Origin of the sequence: Tsukamurella sp. USMM236, from assembly GCF_037148755.1 — a bacterium.
GTDB lineage: Bacteria > Actinomycetota > Actinomycetes > Mycobacteriales > Mycobacteriaceae > Tsukamurella.
Map to the genome: position 1 here is coordinate 480,402 of NZ_JBBCSS010000004.1, position 17,891 is coordinate 498,292.

Genomic DNA, 17,891 nt, shown 5'->3' on the forward strand with positions numbered 1-17,891 from the left:
GCGTCAGCCCTCCTGGTTCGTTGCAGCCGGAGCCGCCGCCACAGGAGTCTCCTCCGTTGCGGCGCGACCGGCTTCGGTGCTGGTGGCGGTCGTGCCCGACGCGCCGCTGCGACGCGGGCGCTGCGGGCGCTCACGACGCGGGCCGCGACGGTCGTCGTTCGACGGTGCCGCCAGCTCGCGCCGGCCGCCCACGACGTCGCCCTTGTAGATCCACACCTTGACGCCGATCCGCCCGAAGGTGGTCTTCGCCTCGTGCAGGCCGTAGTCGATGTCGGCGCGCAGCGTGTGCAGGGGCACGCGGCCCTCGCGGTAGAACTCGCTGCGGCTCATCTCCGCGCCGCCAAGGCGACCCGAGCACTGGACCCGGATACCCTTGACGTTCGGCTGACGCATCGCCGACTGGATCGCCTTGCGCATCGCGCGGCGGAACGCCACGCGGTTGCTCAGCTGCTCCGCGATGCCCTGCGCGACGAGCTGGGCGTCGGCCTCGGAGTTCTTCACCTCGAGGATGTTGAGCTGCACCTGCTTCTTGGTGAGCTTCTCCAGCTCCGAGCGGATGCGATCGGCCTCGGCGCCGCGGCGGCCGATGACGATGCCCGGACGCGCGGTGTGGATGTCCACCCGCACGCGGTCCCGGGTGCGCTCGATCTCGATCTTGCTGATGCCGGCACGCTCGAGGCTGTCGGTCAGACGCTTACGGATCTGGACGTCTTCCTTGACGTACTCCGAGTACTGTTTATCGGCGTACCAGCGGGACTTCCAGTCCGTGGTGATGCCGAGGCGGAAGCCGTGGGGATTGATCTTCTGACCCATGCTTACGCTCCCTTCCGGTTCCGGCTGGCGGCGGGCTTCTTCGACTCGACCGACTCGACCACCACGGTGATGTGGCTGGTGCGCTTGCGGATCCGGTACGCGCGGCCCTGGGCCCGCGGCTGGATGCGCTTCATGGTCGGGCCCTCGTTGGCGTACGCCTCCGAGACGACCAGGGTGCGCGGGTCGAGGCCCAGGTTGTTCTGCGCGTTGGCGATGGCCGACGCGAGAACCTTGGCGACGGGCTCGCTCGCGGCCTGCGGCGCGAACCGCAGGATCGCGAGCGCCTGCTCGGCGTCCTTACCGCGGACCAGGTCGATGACGCGACGGGCCTTCATGGGCGTGACGCGCACGAAACGTGCGGTCGCCGACGCCGAGGTCTGTGCTGCTGTGTCGTTGCTCATTAGCGGCGCTTCGCCTTCCGGTCGTCCTTGATGTGGCCCTTGAACGTCCGCGTCGGGGCGAACTCGCCCAGCTTGTGACCCACCATGTTCTCCGAGACGAACACCGGCACGTGCTTGCGACCGTCATGGACGGCGAAGGTGTGACCGATGAAGTCGGGGATGATGGTGGAGCGGCGCGACCAGGTCTTGATGACCTGCTTGGTGCCCTTGTCGTTCTGGACGTCGACCTTCGCGAGGAGGTGGTCGTCGACGAACGGGCCCTTCTTGAGGCTGCGTGGCATTCTCTAACTCCCTCCTAGCGCTTGTTCTTACCGGACTTGCGGCGACGGACGATCATCTTGTCGCTCGCCTTGTTCTTGCGGGTGCGGCCCTCGGGCTTGCCCCACGGGCTCACCGGGTGGCGACCACCGGAGGTCTTACCCTCACCACCACCGTGCGGGTGGTCCACCGGGTTCATGACGACACCACGGACGGTCGGGCGCTTGCCCTTCCAGCGCATGCGGCCGGCCTTGCCCCAGTTGATGTTGCTCTGCTCGGCGTTGCCCACCTCGCCGACGGTGGCGCGGCAGCGCACGTCGACGCGACGGATCTCGCCGGAGGGCATACGCAGGGTCGCGTACGCGCCCTCCTTGCCCAGCAGCTGGACGCTGGCACCGGCCGAGCGGGCCATCTTGGCACCGCCACCGGGACGCAGCTCCACGTTGTGGATCACCGTGCCGGCGGGGATGTTCCGCAGCGGCAGGCAGTTGCCCGGCTTGATGTCGGCGTTGGGGCCCGACTCCACGATGTCGCCCTGCTTCAGGTCCTTGGGGGCGAGGATGTAACGCTTCTCGCCGTCCAAGTAGTGCAGCAGTGCGATCCGCGAGGTGCGGTTGGGGTCGTACTCGATGTGCGCGACCTTGGCGTTGATGCCGTCCTTGTCGTGACGACGGAAGTCGATCAGACGGTAGGCGCGCTTGTGGCCGCCACCCTTGTGCCGGGTGGTGATGCGGCCGTGCGCGTTACGGCCACCACGGCCGTGCAGCGGACGGATCAGCGACTTCTCCGGGGTCGAACGCGTGACCTCGTCGAACGTCGAGCCCGACGAGCCGCGGCGACCCGGAGTGGTCGGCTTGTACTTACGGATAGCCATTTAGCTCGCGCCTCCGAAGATGTCGATGGGCTTGCTATCGGCACTCAGGGTCACGATGGCGCGCTTGGTGCTCTTGCGCTGACCGTAACCGGCACGGGTGCGCTTGCGCTTGCCCTGGCGGTTCAAGGTGTTGACGCTGTCGACCTTGACGCCGAAGACCTTCTCCACGGCGATCTTGATCTGCGTCTTGTTCGCGTCCGGGTGCACCACGAAGGTGTACGTGTTCTCCTCGATGAGGCCGTAGGCCTTCTCGGAGATCACCGGCGCGAGCAGGATGTCCCGCGGGTCGGCGGGGATGGTTGCGGTGGCCATCAGGCGTTCGCCTCCTCGGTCTTCGTGGCGCTCGCGATGAACGAACCCAGAGCCTCGCGGCTGAACACCAGATCATCGGCGTCCAGGACGTCGTAGGTGTTGAGCTGGTCGGAGTAGATCCACTTCGCGTTCGGCAGGTTCTGGACGCTGCGCTGCGCGGTCAGGTCCTCGCGGCCGACGACCACGAGGAACTTCTTGCGCTCCGACAGCGCGGCCAGGAACAGGCGCGCGGTCTTGGTCGACGCCTCCTGGCCGGACACCAGCTCGGTGACGACGTGGATACGGTCCTCGCGAACCCGGTCGGTGAGGGCACCGCGCAGGGCGGCGGCCTTCATCTTCTTCGGGGTGCGCTGGCTGTAGTCGCGCGGCTGCGGGCCGTGCACCGTGCCACCGCCGTTGAACTGCGGCGCGCGGGTCGAGCCCTGGCGGGCGCGGCCGGTGCCCTTCTGGCGGTACGGCTTGCGCCCACCGCCGCGGACCTCGCCGCGGGTCTTGGTGGAGTGCGTGCCGGCACGCGCAGCGGCGAGCTGCGCGACGACCACCTGGTGCATCAGCGCGATGTTGGGCTCGACGTCGAAGATCTCGGCGGGGAGCTCGACGGTGCCGTCGACCTTGCCGTCGGCGGTCTTCACATCAAGAGTCAGCTTGCTCATGCGCGAGCACCACCCTTCACTGCGGTACGGACCATCACGAGGCCGCCCTTGCGGCCGGGGATGGCGCCCTTGATCAGCAGGACGCCGGCCTCGGCGTCCACCTTGAACACGGACAGGTTCTGCGTGGTGACGTTGTCCGAGCCCATGCGGCCGGCCATCCGGACGCCCTTGAAGACGCGACCCGGGGTGGCGCAGCCACCGATGGAACCGGGCGCACGGTGCACGGCCTGCACACCGTGGCTGGCGCCGAGGCCCGAGAAGCCGTGGCGCTTCATGACGCCGGCGTAGCCCTTGCCCTTGCTGACGCCGGTGACGTCGACGAAGTTGCCGGCCTCGAACACGTCGGCGCCCAGCTCCTGGCCCACCTCGTAGTCGGCGGCGGCATCGGCGTCGGCGAGCCGCAGCTCGGCGATGTGGCGACGCGGGGTGACACCGGCCTTGGCGAACTGGCCCGAGACGGGCTTGTTCACCTTGCGGGGGTCGATCGCGCCGAAGGCGAGCTGGACGGCGTCGTAGCCGTCAGCGGCCTGGGTACGGATCTGGGTGACCACGTTCGGCCCGGCCTTGACGACGGTGACCGGGACGACCCGGTTGTTCTCGTCGAAGACCTGGGTCATGCCGAGCTTGGTGCCCAGGATTCCCTTGATCTTGTTCTCAGTCATATCGTTTCTCCGCAGCCGCTTACTGGATGTTCACGTCGACGCTGGCCGGCAGATCGATGCGCATCAGCGCGTCGACCGTCTTCGGCGTCGGGTCCAGGATGTCGATCAGCCGCTTGTGCGTACGCATCTCGAAGTGCTCGCGCGAGTCCTTGTACTTGTGCGGCGAGCGGATGACGCAGTACACGTTCTTCTCCGTCGGCAGCGGCACGGGACCGACGACACGGGCGCCGGTGCGAGTCACGGTCTCGACGATCTTCCGAGCAGACGCGTCGATCGCCTCATGGTCATAGGCCTTGAGCCTGATGCGGATCTTCTGTCCCGCCACGCTGTGTCCTCTTCCGTCAAGTGTTCAAACGTATTGCCAGACACACGGACAGCTGAATCACCTGCGGGAACGTATCCCGCTTGAAGTCGATCGACGCTGTTCATGTATCAAATTGCTCCGGTCCACGCGGTCGGGCGTGTCGCGCTGGCGCTCATACTCCGCCGTGTGTTCCGGTGGCTCCCTCGAGGGGAGCCGGGCGATACCGAAGCCGGTGGGACGGCCCCATACAGGACCGCGCCGCCCGACAAGGCAACCCGACCAGTATGCACTGCTCGGGCCGCATCTTCAAATCGAACCGGTCGATCCCGCCGGTGCGATTCGCGTCACACGCGTCGCCGGGGCGCGCTCTGGAAGAATATCGGGCATGACCGAACGGAGCGTCGCGCCGAGGCCGGGCGCGTTGCTCCTGGCCGTCCTCCTGTGCGCCGGTGTCCTTCTGGGCTCCGGCTGCGCGGTGACCCCCGTCGACGGTGCCGCTGCACTGTCCTCGGCCGCGGCCTCGAAGTCCCGGGCCGTGCCGCGTCCCGTCGCCGCGGTGCGGGACGACGCGATCCGCTACCGCTACCCCGCCCCGAACGCGGATCCCCGCCAGAACTACGGCAACCTCTACCTCCCCCGCGGCGCCCACGCGCCGCGCAGCCTGCCCGTGGTGGTGCTCATCCACGGCGGCGGCTGGAAGAACCGGTCGAGCGCGGGGTACATGGCCGAGGTCGCGCGGGCGCTGCAGGCGCAGGGCCTCGCGGTGTGGAACGTCGAGTACCGGCGGGTCGGCTCGGGCGGCGGCTGGCCGACCACCTTCACCGACGTGGGCCACGCCGTCGACTACGTCCCCACCCTCGCCGAGTCCGCGCCGGCCCTGGACCCGTCGAACGTGATCCTGGTCGGGCACAGCGCAGGCGGCCAGCTCGCGGCGTGGGCGGCCACCCGGCGCACGCTCCCGGCGGGGTCGCCCGGAGTGACCTGGCCGGCGGGCGGCGGCCCGACGGTGACCCCGCGCGCCTTCGTCTCCATGGCGGGGGTGCTCGACATGCGCACCAGCTCGCGCCTCAACGACCACGTCCGCAAGGCGCTCGGCGGCATGCCGGACCGGGTGCCGGAGCGGTACGCGCTGGCGAACCCGATCCAGCGGATCGATCCGCTCATGCCGTCCGTCGCGATCCACGGCTCGGAGGATTCGATCGTGCCCGCGTCGGAGTCGGTGGACTTCGTCGCGGCGGCGCGGGCGCTCGGCGCACCGTCGCTGCTGGTGGAGCTCGACGGGGCGAACCACGGCACCCCCGTCAACGTGCGCTCGCCGTACTGGCCGCGGATCCGCGAGACCATCGTGAAGCTGGCCCGCGAGGGCTTCGACGCGCTCGCGGCGAACCCGCCCCGGTGACGCGCACCGTCGAACTTACCGTGGAGTAAGATAGCGGCCATGACCGACACCACCACGTACAAGATGTGGCGCACGCTCAGCGACAAGCCGCTCGGCAAGCTGGCCTTCTCCGCCGCCGCGTCGCTCAAGGCGCCGTACTTCGCCTCCGTCACCCCGTACATCTCCGAGATCGAGTACGGCCGCGCCGTGGTCCACGGGCCGAAGTGGTGGTTCGTGCAGAACCACATCGGCACCTTCCATGCCATCGCGGCCTGCAACCTCGCCGAGGTGGGCATGGGCATGGTGATGGAGGCGTCCACGCCGGGCACGCACCGCTGGCTGCCGAAGTCGATGACCGTCGACTACCTGGCCAAGGCCGAGTCCTCGCTCGTCGCCACCGCGACGCTGGCCGAGGAGATCGACTGGGACGCGATCACCACCGGGCGCGACGTGGTCGTCGACATCGCCGTCCGCGACAAGAAGGGCACCGAGGTCGTGCACGCGAAGATCACGACCTGGGTCACACCCAAGCCCTCGAAGTAGGGAAAATTCGCAACTCGAGTCACTCGAGTTGACCTGCGCATCGTCGTTCACTCGGTTTACAGGCGGTGTGGCGTGTGGCACGCTACCGTCGCACAGTCTTGCGCCCACCCGAGGAGGATCATGCGCCGCACCATCACGTCGTTCCCGAGGAACGCCGCCGCGTCCGTGGCCGTCCTCGGCGGCGTCGCCGCGCTGATCCTGCCCGCCTCCGCGCAGGCGGAGCCGGTCGCGACCGTCTCCCCCGGCAGCTCCGTGCTCACGGTCACCAAGCTGGTCGGCAACGTCGCCGACGGCCGCGGGTGCACCGTCGGCTTCGTCGGCCAGCGGGCCGACGGCACCCGCGTGGGCCTGTACGCCGGGCACTGCGGCGCCCAGGGCCAGCAGGTGGTCGTCAACGGGCGGATCGTGGGCGTGAACACCGGCTCGTCGGCGCCCGCGCTGACCAAGTCCGACACCTTCGTCGTGCCCGACGCCCCCGACTGGGGCGTCTTCACCCTCGACCCGAAGCTCGCGAAGGCCGCCCCCGGCGGCCGCGTCCGGCCGACCTCGGTGGGCACCGCCCGCCCCGGCGACGCGGTGTGCAGCCAGGGCGTCTCGTCGGGCTGGCGCTGCGGCTCCGTGGTGAGTGTGGACGGCGGCTACATCGCCACCACGATCCCGGTGCAGGTCGGCGACAGCGGCGGCCCGCTCATCCGCAGCTCCGACAACGCCGCGCTCGGCATCGCGAGCCGCGCCGCCACGTTCGACGGTCCGCTCGCCCGCAGCGGCTCGCTGTTCTACGACCTGGGCTCCACGCTCCGCGCCACCGGCACGTCGCTCGTCGTCGGCTAGCAGCCCGGCCGGCGGCCGGGACCGGACCGGCCATCGTCTCGTCGACTCTCGAATTCTGTCCGGTTCGGACACGCTGTCCATCTCGGACGGAATCCGAGAGTCCGCCGCGCGCTACTCGCTGTACCAGGCCCGGACAGGTTTCGGCGCCCACAGCAGGATCGGGACCAGCACGGTCGCGATGAGGCCCGAGCACGTGGCGCCGAGGATCACCGCCGACGCGGTCGCGACGATCAGCGCCGTGCGCGTCCGCTTCGCGAAGAGCAGGCCGGCGCCGACCAGGCCCGCGAGGGAACTCACCACCCAGAGCACGCCCAGCGGCACGCCGATCTCCGGGTCCGCGAATCCCGAGATCCCGAGCAGCACGCCGAAGATCCCGCACAGGATGAGGACGATCGCGGCGATGATCGCCTGCCAGGGCAGCTTCGCCGGGGCGGGCGCGGCACCGAACGCCGGGAACGAGGGCTGCGAGCCGTAGGGCCCGGGTCCCGGCCCCGGCTGCGCGACCGCGGGACCCGGCATCGACGCCTGCCCGTACGGCGCGGGCGCCGGTGCCTGCCCGTACGGCGGCGGGGTGTGCAGAGTCTGCGGGGCCGGCGGCGGGGTCTGCGCCCGCGTCGGCTGCGGCGTCGCGGGCGGCACCGGGCCCGAGCCCAGGTACGCTGCCTCGGCCTCGAGGGCACGGGCGAAGTCGGCGCAGGTGCGGAACCGCCGGGCCGGGTCGGCGGCCATGCCCGTGGACAGCGCCCGGTCGAGCGGCGCGAGGCGCGGATCGGTGTCGGCGGCGCGCGGGACCTCGCCGCGCATCTTCCGGCTGATCACCGCGCCCGGCGTGGTGCCGGCGAAGGGGCTGCGGCCCGTGAGCAGGGTCAGCGCCGTCGCGGCGAGGGCGTACTGGTCGGTGCGGCCGTCGACGGCCTCGTCGGCCAGCTGCTCCGGCGCCGCGTAGGTCACCGTGCCCACCGCGGTGTTCGTGGCCGTGAGGCCGGCGTCGTCGTCCATGCGGCGGGCGATGCCGAAGTCGGCGAGCAGGACGCGGCCGCCCGCGTCGGCGCCCGACTCGGCGAGCAGGATGTTCGCGGGCTTCACGTCGCGGTGGATCAGGCCCTTGCCGTGGGCGTGGTCGAGCGCGGAGGCGACCTGGGTGATGACGGAGACCACGTCGGCGACGGGCAGCCCACGCGGGTGCCGGTCGCGGAGCAGGGCGTCGAGGTCGACGCCGGCGACGTAGTCCATCGACAACCACAGCTTGCCGTCGGCCTCGCCGCGGTCGTGCACGCCCACGATGTTCGGGTGGAACAGCGTGGCCGCCAGGTCCGCCTCGCGGTTGAACCGCACGCGGTAGGACTCGTCCGTGGAGAGGTCCTGCGGGAGGATCTTCAGCGCCTCCTCGCGGGGCAGCCGCGGGTGCGCGACGAGGTAGACCTCGCCCATGCCACCCGCGCCCAACCGGCGGACCACCCGGAACCCGGCGAATTCTGCACCGGCCTGCATCGACATGCGCGAATCCTAGCGGCCACCGCCGACGGCTTCCGGCATACCTCCCGAAACCGGCGTTATTTGCGATCACGCCGCGAATAGCGCGGCGCGGCCGCGATTTCCGCCGGTTTCGGAAGCCGGGATCAGCGCCAGAGCGTCGCCGGGTCGACGGCCTCGGGGTTCGGCGCCTCGGGCGTCGCGGCGGGCGTGCGCGAGAAGCGCGGCGCGGGCATCGGGGCCATCGCTCCCCCGACCTCCTGCAGGTTCTGCCGGGCGGCCATGTGCGGGTGCTTCGAGGCCTCCTCGAAGGTGAGGATCGGCGCGACGCAGGCGTCGGAGTCGAAGAAGACCTCGGCCCATTCGTCGCGGGTCTTCGTCTTCAGCGCGGCCTCCAGAGCGGCGCGCAGCTCGGGCCAGCGGGCCTGATCGAGCTGGTAGGGCAGGTCCTCCTGCTTGAGGCCCAGCTTGTCGAGCAGCTCGGCGAAGAACTGCGGCTCGATCGCGCCGACGGAGACGTACTTGCCGTCGGAGGTCTCGTAGGTGTCGTAGAAGGGCGCGCCGCCGTCGAGGGTGTTCACGCCGCGCTCGTCGCTCCAGATGCCCTGGCCCCGGAAGTCCCACTGCATCTGCCCGATGAGGGAGGCACCGTCGACCATGGCGACGTCGATGACCTGCCCCTTGCCGGACGTGTTGCGCTCGTAGAGCGCCGCGAGCACGCCGAAGACGAGGAACATCGAGCCGCCGGCGAAGTCGCCGACGAGGTTGAGCGGCGGCACGGGACGCTCGCCCTTGCGGCCGATGGCGTGCAGCAGGCCGGTGAGGGAGATGTAGTTCATGTCGTGGCCGGCGCGCTGCGCGAACGGGCCGTCCTGGCCCCAGCCGGTCATCCGGGCGAAGACGATGCGGGGGTTGCGCTCGAGCACCACGTCGGGGCCGAGGCCCAGGCGCTCCATGACGCCGGGGCGGAAGCCCTCGACGATCACGTCCGCGCGGTCGATGAGCTCGAGGATGGTGGCGATGTCGGCGGGGTTCTTCAGGTCGGCCTCGACGATGGTGCGGCCGCGCTTGACGCCCGATGGCGTGCCCGTGATGCCGTTCACGCCGATGCCGGGGCGCTGCACCGAGACGACGTCGGCGCCCTGGTCGGCGAGGAGCATCGCGGCGTGCGGGGCGGGGCCGAGACCTGCGAACTCGACCACCTTCAGTCCCGCGAGGGGACCCTGCTTCGAATCAGTCATGAATGCACGTTAACTTGCCCGTAGGCTGGGCGGGTGACCTGGCTCTCGATTCACGACCCCGACGGTGACGTGCGAGCGAATCTCGTGCTCGCGCACGGCGCGGGCGGCAACCGCGACCAGGCGATGCTGCGGCTGCTCGGCGAGGAACTCGCGCAGCGCGGTGTGCGCACCGTCCGCATCGACCTCCCGTTCCGGCGGCTGCGGCCGAAGGGGCCGCCGTCACCGTCGGGCCAGGCGGCCGACCGGGCCTCGTTCGCGGAGACCGCCCGGCTCCTGGAGCTGGACGGCCCGATCCTGTGGGGCGGGCACAGCTACGGCGGGCGGATGGCGTCGATGGCCGTCGCGGAGGGACCGGAGCGGCCCGACGGCCTTCTCCTCCTGTCCTACCCGCTGCACCCGCCCGGGCGGCCGGAGAAGGCCCGCACGGCGCACCTGCCGGACATCGCCGTCCCGACGGTGCTGGTGCACGGCCGGCGCGACCCCTTCGCCTCGCCGGAGGAGATGGCGGAGGCCGCGGCGCTCATCGCGGGCCCCACCACCACCGTCGAGGTCGCGGCCGCGCACGACCTGGCGCCCGCGAAGTCCGGCGCACCGGCGAAGGCCGCCGACGCCGTGATCGCGCTGCTGGATCAGGCGAAGGCGTAGTCCTCGATCGGGAAGGTGCGGGCGTCGCGGCGGGCGCCGATCACTGAGCTCGGCCGCAGCAGCGTCGCCTCGCCGTGCGGGTCGAAGTAGTAACTGCGGCTGCCCTCGCACGCGCCCAGCTGGAAGACGGACCGCCCCAGCCGCGACGACATCGTCTCCAGGAACTTCGCGTTCGCCTGCTCCGTCACCTCGACGGTGCGCGCGCCGGTCCGGTCGATCTCGTCGAAGACGCGGCGCAGGTGCACCATCTGCGCCTCGATGGTCCAGAAGTAGCTCAGGCCCGTGTAGCTGTACGGGCTGTGCAGGCTGAAGAAGTTGGGGAACTTCGGCACCGCCATGCCCTCGTAGGCCTGGAAGCGCCCCTCGCGCCAGAACTCGCCGAGGTTCCGCCCGTCCCGGCCGGTCACGTCGATCGCGGGGAAGTTCTTCTCCCACAGCGAGAACCCCGTGGCGAGCACGAGGGTGTCGAGCTCGTGGACGGTGCCGTCGGCCATCTCGATGCCGTGCGGCAGCACCCGGGCGATGGACGAGGCCTCGAGGGTCACGTTGTCGCGGCTGAAGGACGGGAAGTAGGTGTTGGAGAAGGTGGGCCGCTTGCAGCCGAAGGAGTACGACGGGGTGAGCGCCGCCCGCGTCTCCGGGTCCGGGACCTGCGCGCGCAGGTGCGCCTTGGCGAGCAGCGCCGCGATGTCGTTGAAGCGGTGCCCGTACTTGTAGTTGAGCACGCCGACGGTGCTGAGCACCTCGAGCGCCGTCGAGTTCGCGAGCCGCGCCGCGCGCTGCGTCACGGGCAGGCGGCCGAACAGGGCCTTCACCGGGCCGGGGACGTCGAAGTCGACCTTGGGCACCACCCAGATCGGGGTGCGCTGGAAGACGGTGAGGTGCCCGGCGACCTTCGCCAGCTCCGGGACCAGCTGCACGCCGGTCGCGCCGGTGCCGATGATCCCGATCCGCTGCCCGGCGAGGTCGGCGTCGTCGTCCCACTTCGCGCTGTGGATGACGGTGCCGGCGAAGTCGTCGATGCCCTCGATGTCGGGGAGCTTGGGCTGGCTGAGGAAGCCGGTCGCGGTGATGAGGTAGCGGGTGCGGAGCTTCTGTTCGAGGCCGCCGTCGCGGACGACGGTGACCTCCCACTCGGCGGCCTGCGGATCCCAGACGGCGCCGGTGACGTCGACGCCGAAGCGCATCAGCGGCCGCAGCCCGTACTTGTCGGCGACCCGGCTCGCGTAGGCCTTGAGCTCGGAGCCGGGCGCGTACAGCCGCGACCAGTTCGGGTTGGGCTCGAAGGAGTACGAGTAGGTCACCGAGGCGATGTCGACCGCGAGGCCCGGGTAGTGGTTGACGTGCCACGTCCCGCCCAGGTCCTCCTCGCGCTCGAGGATGAGGATGTCGTTGCGACCGCGGCCGAGGAGTTCGATCGCGGCACCCATGCCGCCGAACCCCGCGCCGACGATGATCACGTCGTGCGTCATGTCCAGTCCCTCCATCGTCCACTGCCCTTTTTGTGAACGGAATGTCAGTTGAAATCTACGTCAGTGTAGAACCGGGCGCATCCCGCCGCCTCCTACTCAGGGCGGAGTCGCGCCCGCCCGCGCGGCCAGCAGCACGACGCCCAGCACCGCTCCCCCGACGGTCGTCGCCGCGAACAGCGCCACCCACACGCCGCCGGGGATCCTGGTCAGCCGGGCCAGCTGGTCGGCGTCGCTCTCCTGGCCCCGCCCGCGACGGCGCAGGGACTGCAGCTCGGCGACAGCGCGCGGCGCCCCGAAGAGGAGGAACCAGGTACCCACGTGGGCCAGCGCGACCTTCGCGTCCGGGGCCGCCCACCAGGAGACGGCGACCACGACCGCGGCGGCGAGGAGCACCACGTACAGGCCGAAGAAGTTGCGGATCTGCAGGAGCAGCAGCGCCAGCAGGAGCACCGCGGCCCACAGCGCGGCCAGGGCGTAGCCGCGGGAGAGCAAGACGGCGGCGACCAGGCCGATCACCGTCGGCGCCGGGTAGCCGGCCGCGAACGTGGTGACCATGCCGGGCCCGCGGGGTCGCCCGCGGGAGACGGTGAGCCCGGAGGTGTCGGAGTGCAGGCGGACGCCGCTGAGCCGGCGTCCGCAGAGCACGGCGGTCACGGCGTGGCCGCCCTCGTGGGCGATGGTCACCACGTGCCGGGCCCGGCGCCACGCGGGCCGCCACAGGACCAGGACGAGGGCCGCGACGGCCGTGCCCACCAGGACGGCGGCGCTCGGCGCGGGCTGGCGGTCGGCCACGTCGGCGACGACGCGGTCCCAGGCGTGGGCGAGGGCGTCGGGAAGGGCGGGATCCACCCGGTGCACGGTAGTCACGGCCGCTGTGGGAACGCTGAGTCCGCACTCTCCCGGCCCGTGCGGTCGATAGTGCCCGCTGGGCGGGCAGAATCCACCGCACGCTCGGCCGATAACCTGGACGCATGAGCCTCACCCCCCATTCGAGCCGCAGCCAGATCGTCACCGTGACCGAGGTGATCGACGAGACGGCGCTCGCGAAGTCCTTCGTCTTCGATGCGGAGTGGGACTACCGGCCGGGCCAGTTCGTCACCGTCCGGGTCCCGTCGGAGCGCACGGGGTCCGTCGCCCGCTCCTACTCGCTGTACACCTCCCCGTTCGACGACGCGAAGCCCGGCGTGACCGTCAAGCGGACCGTCGACGGGTACGCCTCGAACTGGCTCTGCGACAACGTCACCGCGGGCGACGAGCTCGAGGTCCTGCCGCCGTCGGGCGTCTTCGTGCCGGAGAGCCTCGACGTGCCGCTGCTGCTGCTCGCGGCGGGCAGCGGCATCACGCCGATCATGTCGATCCTGGCGGCCGCACTCAAGGCCGGCACGCAGCCGGTCACGCTGCTGTACGCCAACGCCGACCCGGAGGCCACGATCTTCCGCGCGGAGATCGCGCGACTGGAGGCGGAACACGAACGGCTCACGGTGATCTGGTGGATGGAGTCAGAGCGGGGCATCCCCGAGGCCGACATGCTGTCCGCGCTGCTCACGCCGTACCACTCGCGCGCGACCTACCTGTGCGGCCGCGACGAGTTCATGGCCGCCTGCAAGGAGGCCGCCAGGGTGATCGGCACCCCGCGCGAGCAGGTGCACCAGGAGATCTACGCCTCGCTCACCGGCGACGCCTTCGCCGACATCGTGCCCCACGAGGTGGAGGTCACCGCGGACTCGCCGCAGGTCACCGTCCACAACCTGGGCGCGAGCTTCACCGTGCCGTGGCCGGAGGGCGAGTCGCTGGTGGACGTGCTCATCAACAACGGCCACGACGTGCCGTACTCCTGCCAATCGGGCGAGTGCGCCACGTGCCTGTGCAAGCTGACGAAGGGCACCGTCGCGATGGCGGTGACCGACGGACTCGACCCCGACGACGCCGAGGACGGCTACATTCTGGGGTGCCAGGCGAAGCCGACGTCGCCGGAGTTGGAGGTCGAGTACTGATGCGGATCCGCGGAGCGGTGCTGGAGGAGATCGGGCGCGCGCGTCCGTACGCGCGGTCGCAGCCGATCTCGGTGGGCGAGCTCGAGCTCGCGCCGCCGGGCCCCGGCGAACTCCTGGTCCGCATCGAGGCCGCGGGCCTGTGCCATTCGGATCTGTCGGTGGTCGACGGCAACCGCGTCCGCCCCGTGCCGATGCTGCTGGGCCACGAGGCCGCGGGCATCGTCGAGGCGCTGGGGCCCGGCACCGAGGGCGTCGCGGTCGGCGACCGCGTGGTCATGGCCTTCCTCCCCCGCTGCGGCGAGTGCGCCAATTGCCGCACCGACGGCCAGCTTCCGTGCACGCCGGGCAGCGTCGCCAACAACGCCGGCGAGCTGCTGGGCGGCGGCCGGCGACTGTCGCGCGACGGCGCGGAGGTGCACCACCACCTCGGGGTGTCCGGCTTCGCGACGCACACCGTGGTGGACGCCCGCTCCGTCACCCGCGTGGATGCCGATGTGCCGCCGGAGATCGCGGCCGTCCTCGGCTGCGCCGTGCTCACCGGCGGCGGTGCGGTGCTCAACGCCGGCGCACCGTCGAACGGCGACGACGTGATCGTCGTCGGCCTGGGCGGGGTCGGCATGGCCGCCGTCCTCACCGCCCTGTCCCTGCAGGCCGACGGTGCCGTCGGCCGCGTGATCGGCGTCGACGCGCAGCCCGCAAAGCTGGAGCAGGTGCGCGCCCTCGGCGCCGACGCCGCCTACACCCCTGCGGAACTCGCCGAGGCCGGCGTGCGCGCGCCGGTCGTGATCGAGGCGGCGGGCCACCCGAAGGCCTTCGAATCCGCGGTGGCGGCGACCGCCGTCGGCGGCCGGACAGTGACCGTCGGGCTGCCGAATCCCGCTGCGCGGTCCGAGATCAGCCCGCTCGTGCTCACCGCCGAGGCCCGCACCATCATCGGCAGTTACCTCGGCTCCGCCGTCCCGCAGCGCGACATCCCGCGGTACGTCGAGATGTGGCGCGCCGGCCGCCTGCCGGTCGAGAAGCTGATCAGCGGCGTCATCACGCTGGAGCAGATCAACGAGGGTATGGACTCCCTGGCCGACGGCGCCGCCGTCCGCCAGGTGATCCGCTTCTGACCTACGCCTCGGGCGCCTCCGGAGGCGACGCGGGCCGCGGCCAGTCCGTCGGGCGCTGCTGGGCGTCGAGGCCACCGTCGGCGAAGACGACGGAGCCGACGCAGTACCCGGACTCGGGGCCGAGCAGGAACTGCGCGAGCGCGGCGATCTCCTCCGGCTTCCCGGCGCGGCCGGCGGGGATCAGCTCGAGGAAGGCGTCCATCGCGGCGCCGAGCTGCGGGTCGGCGCGCCCGGCCTGCGTCATCGGGGTATCGATGAGCCCCGGCGCGATGGCGTTGAGCCGGATGCCCTGCCGCACGTACTCGGCGGCGTGCGTACGCACGTAGTAGGCCAGCGCGGCCTTCGTCGCCGGGTAGGCCAGGATCGAGGCGTACTCGCCGTAGGAGTCGGCGAGGTCGGAAGCGGCGTGCTCGTCGCCGTCGAGGCACATCTCGGCCAGCTGCAGCGGCCAGCCCGGCTGCGTGGTCGTGGAGTTCGAGCTCACCAGCAGCGCCGCCGACGGCCCGCGGGCGAGCAGGGGCCGCAGCCCCACCAGCAGGTCGACCGCCCCGAAGTAGTTCACCGCGACGACCGACGCGCCCGAGCGGCCCGCGGCCGGCCCCAGCCCGGCGAACGCGGCGAAGCCGGCGAGCGGCGCGGAGCCCACCAGCTCGCCGATCCGCGCGACGGCCTCGAACCGGCCCCCGGGCGTCCCGAGATCGGCCTCGACGTCGGTCCCGCGCAGGTCGACGCCGATCACGCCGTGCCCGGCGGCGTGCAGCCGCTCCGCCGTCGCCGCGCCGAGACCCGACGCCGCACCCGTCACCACGTACATGCTCATATCCCCCATCCTTCCCCCTGCGAACGGATTCGCGGCAAATCGGATGACATCCGCCCCGGTCCGGTTTAGCGTGAACGCACGCCGACCAGAGGAGACCCCATGACCGACGACGGTATCGCCGACAAGTTCAAGGAAGCACTCGAACGCAAGAACGCGTCGAACCGCAAGGGTTCCGCCCACCTGGACGGGTCCGCGAAGCCCGCGACCCCGCACGGGTCGGAGAGCCACCAGCAGCAGTTCCGTCGCAAGAGCGGATAGCGGAACCGCGCGACGGCCCGGCGAACCCGACAGGGATCGCCGGGCCTACGTCGTTCCCAGCAGCCGCCGCCGGGCCTCCCCGTACTCGCGCTCGCTGATCCGCCCGGCCGCCCGCAGCGCGTCCAGCTCGTCCAGCCGCTCGGTGAGCGACCTCCCGTCGGTGGCCGCCGCGCCCGGCTGCCGCCCGTACTGCCGGACGATCGCCATCACCTCCTGCCGGAGGTACGGATCGCCGTTCCGCAGGTCGACGGTGCCGTCCGTCGCGATCCCGTGCCGGCGGAGGACCTCCAGGATCGCGATCAGGGGGCCGGGCTGCCCGCTGAGGTCGTAGGTCCGGCCGTCCTCCGCCGACGAGAACTGCGCCGGCACCGAACCCGCCACCAGCGCCGACGCCTGCCAGTCGATCTCGAACTCCCGCGTCGCGGGGTCGACGACGACCGCGAGCACGCGGCGGTGCAGCAGCCCCTGCGCCACGATCGGCACCGTCTTGCGGATCTGCGCGTCGAACGTCGGCACCCCGTCGCCGTGGATCCGCAGGCCGAGCTTCATCAGGGGCTGCCCGTTGATCTCGACGGTGGTCTGTTCGACCGACGTGAGGTCGGCGAGGGCCATCCGGCCCGTCGCCATCATGCGGGCGATCTTCTCGCGCCGGTTGTCCGCGCCGTACGCGATGGCGAAGGCGATGAGCACGTTGAGCACCGTGATCGCCGCGCCGGTCCAGAACATCCACTGCAGCGACCGGTCGCCGATCACGAAGTACAGCACCAGGAAGATCGGCCCGACGATCCCGCACAGCATCACGAAGGCGAGGGTCCGGAGGAACGTGCCGACGAAGCCGCGATCGGCGCGTGCTGTGTCCATGGATGCAGGGTACGGACGCGTCGGGCGACCCCACAGGGCATCCGATAGACTTGCGATCGCACTACGACGGTCGCACGAGGAGGGTGTCATCGACCTTCCGCTACTGATCCCCGTACCGATCGTGCGCCGCCCGGTACCCGAGGGCGTGCCGCCGGAAAACCCTGCCGTCCATCAGGTCCGAGCCGTCATCGGGTCGATCCTCGGCTCGCTCCGGGGCGGTCCGCACCTGCCGGAGTCGGGCCTGAACTGGGCCGCCGCCTACCTCACCCGCGGGCCCGAGCCGCTGCTCGTCGTGACCACCACCGACGCCGGCTGGCTGCCGTTCGGCACCATCGTCCCCGCGGGCGTGCGCGTGCTGTGGAACGTCCCCACGGCGGCCGCGTGGGCCACCGTCGACGATCCCGTGCGGCAGCTGGTGGAGTTCGCGGAGGCCGAGGGCTACACGATCCACGCGGTCGCCACCACCCACCCCAGCCGGGCGCACCACATCCCGAACGGCCCGTGGAAGCTCGTCGGCGAGCGCCATCCCGGGCAGGTACTGCCGTACCGGGTCACGCGCTTCGAGGCCGTCGCCTCCCCCGCCCGCGTCGCGCACATCCGCACCCTGCACCCCGACGAGGCCGATCGCCAGGCCCGCGCCCTCCTCCGCGACCTGGGGCGGATCACCGTCGAGCCCGAGTACGCGATCGGCGTCGACGAGGCCCGCGCGGAGGCGCGACGGTACCTCGCCGCCGGCCGGGACGTGCCCGCGGCGGTGGGCGATCAGCTGCTGCTCGACCAGGACGCCCTCGCCGATGCGCTGAACCTGGCGCGCACCCCGCCGCGGTCGCTGACCGCCGGCGGCGGCCCGCCCGACGGTGCGGCGCTCCGGTCCCGGCTCGTCGAGCGCGCGCTGGTGGAGGTCACGATCGCCGCGGCCCGGCACGACCTGGAGTCCGCGATCTACGGCTGGACCTTCGCGCGCTACCTGGCGCGCTGAGCGG

General features: G+C 71.4%; 22 protein-coding genes. 8 read left to right on the forward strand and 14 right to left on the reverse strand.

What is annotated here, in order from left to right:
- Positions 1 to 3 precede the first annotated feature (3 nt).
- The 8 genes from rpsC to rpsJ are packed head-to-tail and all read right to left on the reverse strand — an operon-like array spanning position 4 to position 4,298.
- Positions 4 to 813 carry a 30S ribosomal protein S3 gene (rpsC, locus tag WFK95_RS16495; protein ID WP_068522668.1) on the reverse strand — a complete coding sequence of 270 codons (810 nt, stop codon included), beginning with the start codon at positions 811 to 813 and terminating at the stop codon, positions 4 to 6.
- A 2-nt stretch (positions 814 to 815) separates the two neighbouring features.
- Positions 816 to 1,214 (reverse strand): 50S ribosomal protein L22, encoded by a 399-nt coding sequence (gene rplV, locus WFK95_RS16500; protein ID WP_068522669.1) that lies wholly within the window; start codon positions 1,212 to 1,214, stop codon positions 816 to 818.
- Positions 1,214 to 1,495, reverse strand: a complete 282-nt coding sequence (rpsS, locus tag WFK95_RS16505; protein ID WP_068573204.1) for a 30S ribosomal protein S19 — start codon at positions 1,493 to 1,495, stop codon at positions 1,214 to 1,216. Before rpsS ends, rplV begins: the two co-directional genes overlap by 1 nt.
- 14 nt (positions 1,496 to 1,509) lie before the next feature.
- The gene (rplB, locus tag WFK95_RS16510; RefSeq protein ID WP_224647304.1) at positions 1,510 to 2,346 is read right to left on the reverse strand and encodes a 50S ribosomal protein L2; all 837 of its coding nucleotides are present in this window, start codon (positions 2,344 to 2,346) and stop codon (positions 1,510 to 1,512) included.
- Entirely contained in the window at positions 2,347 to 2,658 is a 312-nt protein-coding gene (gene rplW, locus WFK95_RS16515; RefSeq protein WP_068522672.1) for a 50S ribosomal protein L23, read from the reverse strand.
- Positions 2,658 to 3,311: a 50S ribosomal protein L4 gene (rplD, locus tag WFK95_RS16520; protein WP_224647305.1), complete on the reverse strand. Its 654-nt coding sequence runs from the start codon at positions 3,309 to 3,311 to the stop codon at positions 2,658 to 2,660. The genes rplW and rplD overlap by 1 nt, the downstream gene beginning before the upstream one ends.
- A complete protein-coding gene (gene rplC / locus WFK95_RS16525; RefSeq protein WP_224647306.1) occupies positions 3,308 to 3,973 on the reverse strand; it encodes a 50S ribosomal protein L3 in 666 nt (221 codons plus the stop codon). The genes rplD and rplC overlap by 4 nt, the downstream gene beginning before the upstream one ends.
- A gap of 19 nt (positions 3,974 to 3,992) precedes the next feature.
- On the reverse strand, positions 3,993 to 4,298 hold the full coding sequence (gene rpsJ / locus WFK95_RS16530) for a 30S ribosomal protein S10 (protein WP_003938093.1): 306 nt from the start codon (positions 4,296 to 4,298) through the stop codon (positions 3,993 to 3,995).
- A 364-nt stretch (positions 4,299 to 4,662) separates the two neighbouring features.
- Here rpsJ and WFK95_RS16535 point away from each other — a divergent pair, with 364 nt between their 5' ends.
- From WFK95_RS16535 to WFK95_RS16545, 3 genes are all read left to right on the forward strand, one after another.
- The gene (locus WFK95_RS16535; protein WP_224647307.1) at positions 4,663 to 5,676 is read left to right on the forward strand and encodes an alpha/beta hydrolase family protein; all 1,014 of its coding nucleotides are present in this window, start codon (positions 4,663 to 4,665) and stop codon (positions 5,674 to 5,676) included.
- Between the two features lie 39 nt (positions 5,677 to 5,715).
- The gene (locus WFK95_RS16540; protein ID WP_224647310.1) at positions 5,716 to 6,198 is read left to right on the forward strand and encodes a hotdog fold domain-containing protein; all 483 of its coding nucleotides are present in this window, start codon (positions 5,716 to 5,718) and stop codon (positions 6,196 to 6,198) included.
- A 120-nt stretch (positions 6,199 to 6,318) separates the two neighbouring features.
- Positions 6,319 to 7,029, forward strand: coding sequence for a S1 family peptidase (locus WFK95_RS16545; RefSeq protein WP_224647311.1), 711 nt, complete (start codon positions 6,319 to 6,321; stop codon positions 7,027 to 7,029).
- A gap of 111 nt (positions 7,030 to 7,140) precedes the next feature.
- Here WFK95_RS16545 and WFK95_RS16550 read toward each other — a convergent pair whose 3' ends face one another.
- Positions 7,141 to 8,526: a serine/threonine-protein kinase gene (locus WFK95_RS16550; RefSeq protein WP_304941281.1), complete on the reverse strand. Its 1,386-nt coding sequence runs from the start codon at positions 8,524 to 8,526 to the stop codon at positions 7,141 to 7,143.
- 122 nt (positions 8,527 to 8,648) lie between these two features.
- On the reverse strand, positions 8,649 to 9,743 hold the full coding sequence (locus WFK95_RS16555) for a CaiB/BaiF CoA transferase family protein (protein ID WP_224647312.1): 1,095 nt from the start codon (positions 9,741 to 9,743) through the stop codon (positions 8,649 to 8,651).
- 33 nt (positions 9,744 to 9,776) lie between these two features.
- Here WFK95_RS16555 and WFK95_RS16560 point away from each other — a divergent pair, with 33 nt between their 5' ends.
- Positions 9,777 to 10,388, forward strand: a complete 612-nt coding sequence (locus WFK95_RS16560) for an alpha/beta hydrolase family protein (RefSeq protein ID WP_224647313.1) — start codon at positions 9,777 to 9,779, stop codon at positions 10,386 to 10,388.
- Here WFK95_RS16560 and WFK95_RS16565 read toward each other — a convergent pair.
- Positions 10,373 to 11,860 (reverse strand): flavin-containing monooxygenase, encoded by a 1,488-nt coding sequence (locus WFK95_RS16565; RefSeq protein ID WP_224647314.1) that lies wholly within the window; start codon positions 11,858 to 11,860, stop codon positions 10,373 to 10,375. The two genes, WFK95_RS16560 and WFK95_RS16565, sit on opposite strands and share 16 nt — an antisense overlap.
- 96 nt (positions 11,861 to 11,956) lie before the next feature.
- A complete protein-coding gene (locus WFK95_RS16570) occupies positions 11,957 to 12,709 on the reverse strand; it encodes a M50 family metallopeptidase (protein WP_224647315.1) in 753 nt (250 codons plus the stop codon).
- 122 nt (positions 12,710 to 12,831) lie between these two features.
- On the opposite strand from WFK95_RS16570, the gene WFK95_RS16575 reads away from it, so the two are divergent.
- Both WFK95_RS16575 and WFK95_RS16580 read left to right on the forward strand, forming a co-directional pair.
- Positions 12,832 to 13,854 (forward strand): ferredoxin--NADP reductase, encoded by a 1,023-nt coding sequence (locus WFK95_RS16575; protein ID WP_336671273.1) that lies wholly within the window; start codon positions 12,832 to 12,834, stop codon positions 13,852 to 13,854.
- Positions 13,854 to 14,969, forward strand: a complete 1,116-nt coding sequence (locus tag WFK95_RS16580) for an alcohol dehydrogenase catalytic domain-containing protein (protein WP_336671274.1) — start codon at positions 13,854 to 13,856, stop codon at positions 14,967 to 14,969. The genes WFK95_RS16575 and WFK95_RS16580 overlap by 1 nt, the downstream gene beginning before the upstream one ends.
- A 1-nt stretch (position 14,970) precedes the next feature.
- On the opposite strand, the gene WFK95_RS16585 is transcribed toward WFK95_RS16580, so the two are convergent.
- Positions 14,971 to 15,789, reverse strand: a complete 819-nt coding sequence (locus WFK95_RS16585; RefSeq protein ID WP_336671275.1) for an SDR family oxidoreductase — start codon at positions 15,787 to 15,789, stop codon at positions 14,971 to 14,973.
- 99 nt (positions 15,790 to 15,888) lie between these two features.
- On the opposite strand from WFK95_RS16585, the gene WFK95_RS16590 reads away from it, so the two are divergent.
- Entirely contained in the window at positions 15,889 to 16,047 is a 159-nt protein-coding gene (locus WFK95_RS16590) for a DUF5302 domain-containing protein (protein WP_224647322.1), read from the forward strand.
- Between the two features lie 45 nt (positions 16,048 to 16,092).
- Here the strand turns inward: WFK95_RS16590 and WFK95_RS16595 are convergent, their stop codons facing one another.
- Entirely contained in the window at positions 16,093 to 16,908 is an 816-nt protein-coding gene (locus WFK95_RS16595; RefSeq protein ID WP_224647323.1) for an SHOCT domain-containing protein, read from the reverse strand.
- Between the two features lie 121 nt (positions 16,909 to 17,029).
- Between WFK95_RS16595 and WFK95_RS16600 the strand changes: the two genes are divergently transcribed.
- A complete protein-coding gene (locus WFK95_RS16600; protein ID WP_336671276.1) occupies positions 17,030 to 17,887 on the forward strand; it encodes a hypothetical protein in 858 nt (285 codons plus the stop codon).
- The last annotated feature ends 4 nt before the right edge of the window (positions 17,888 to 17,891 follow it).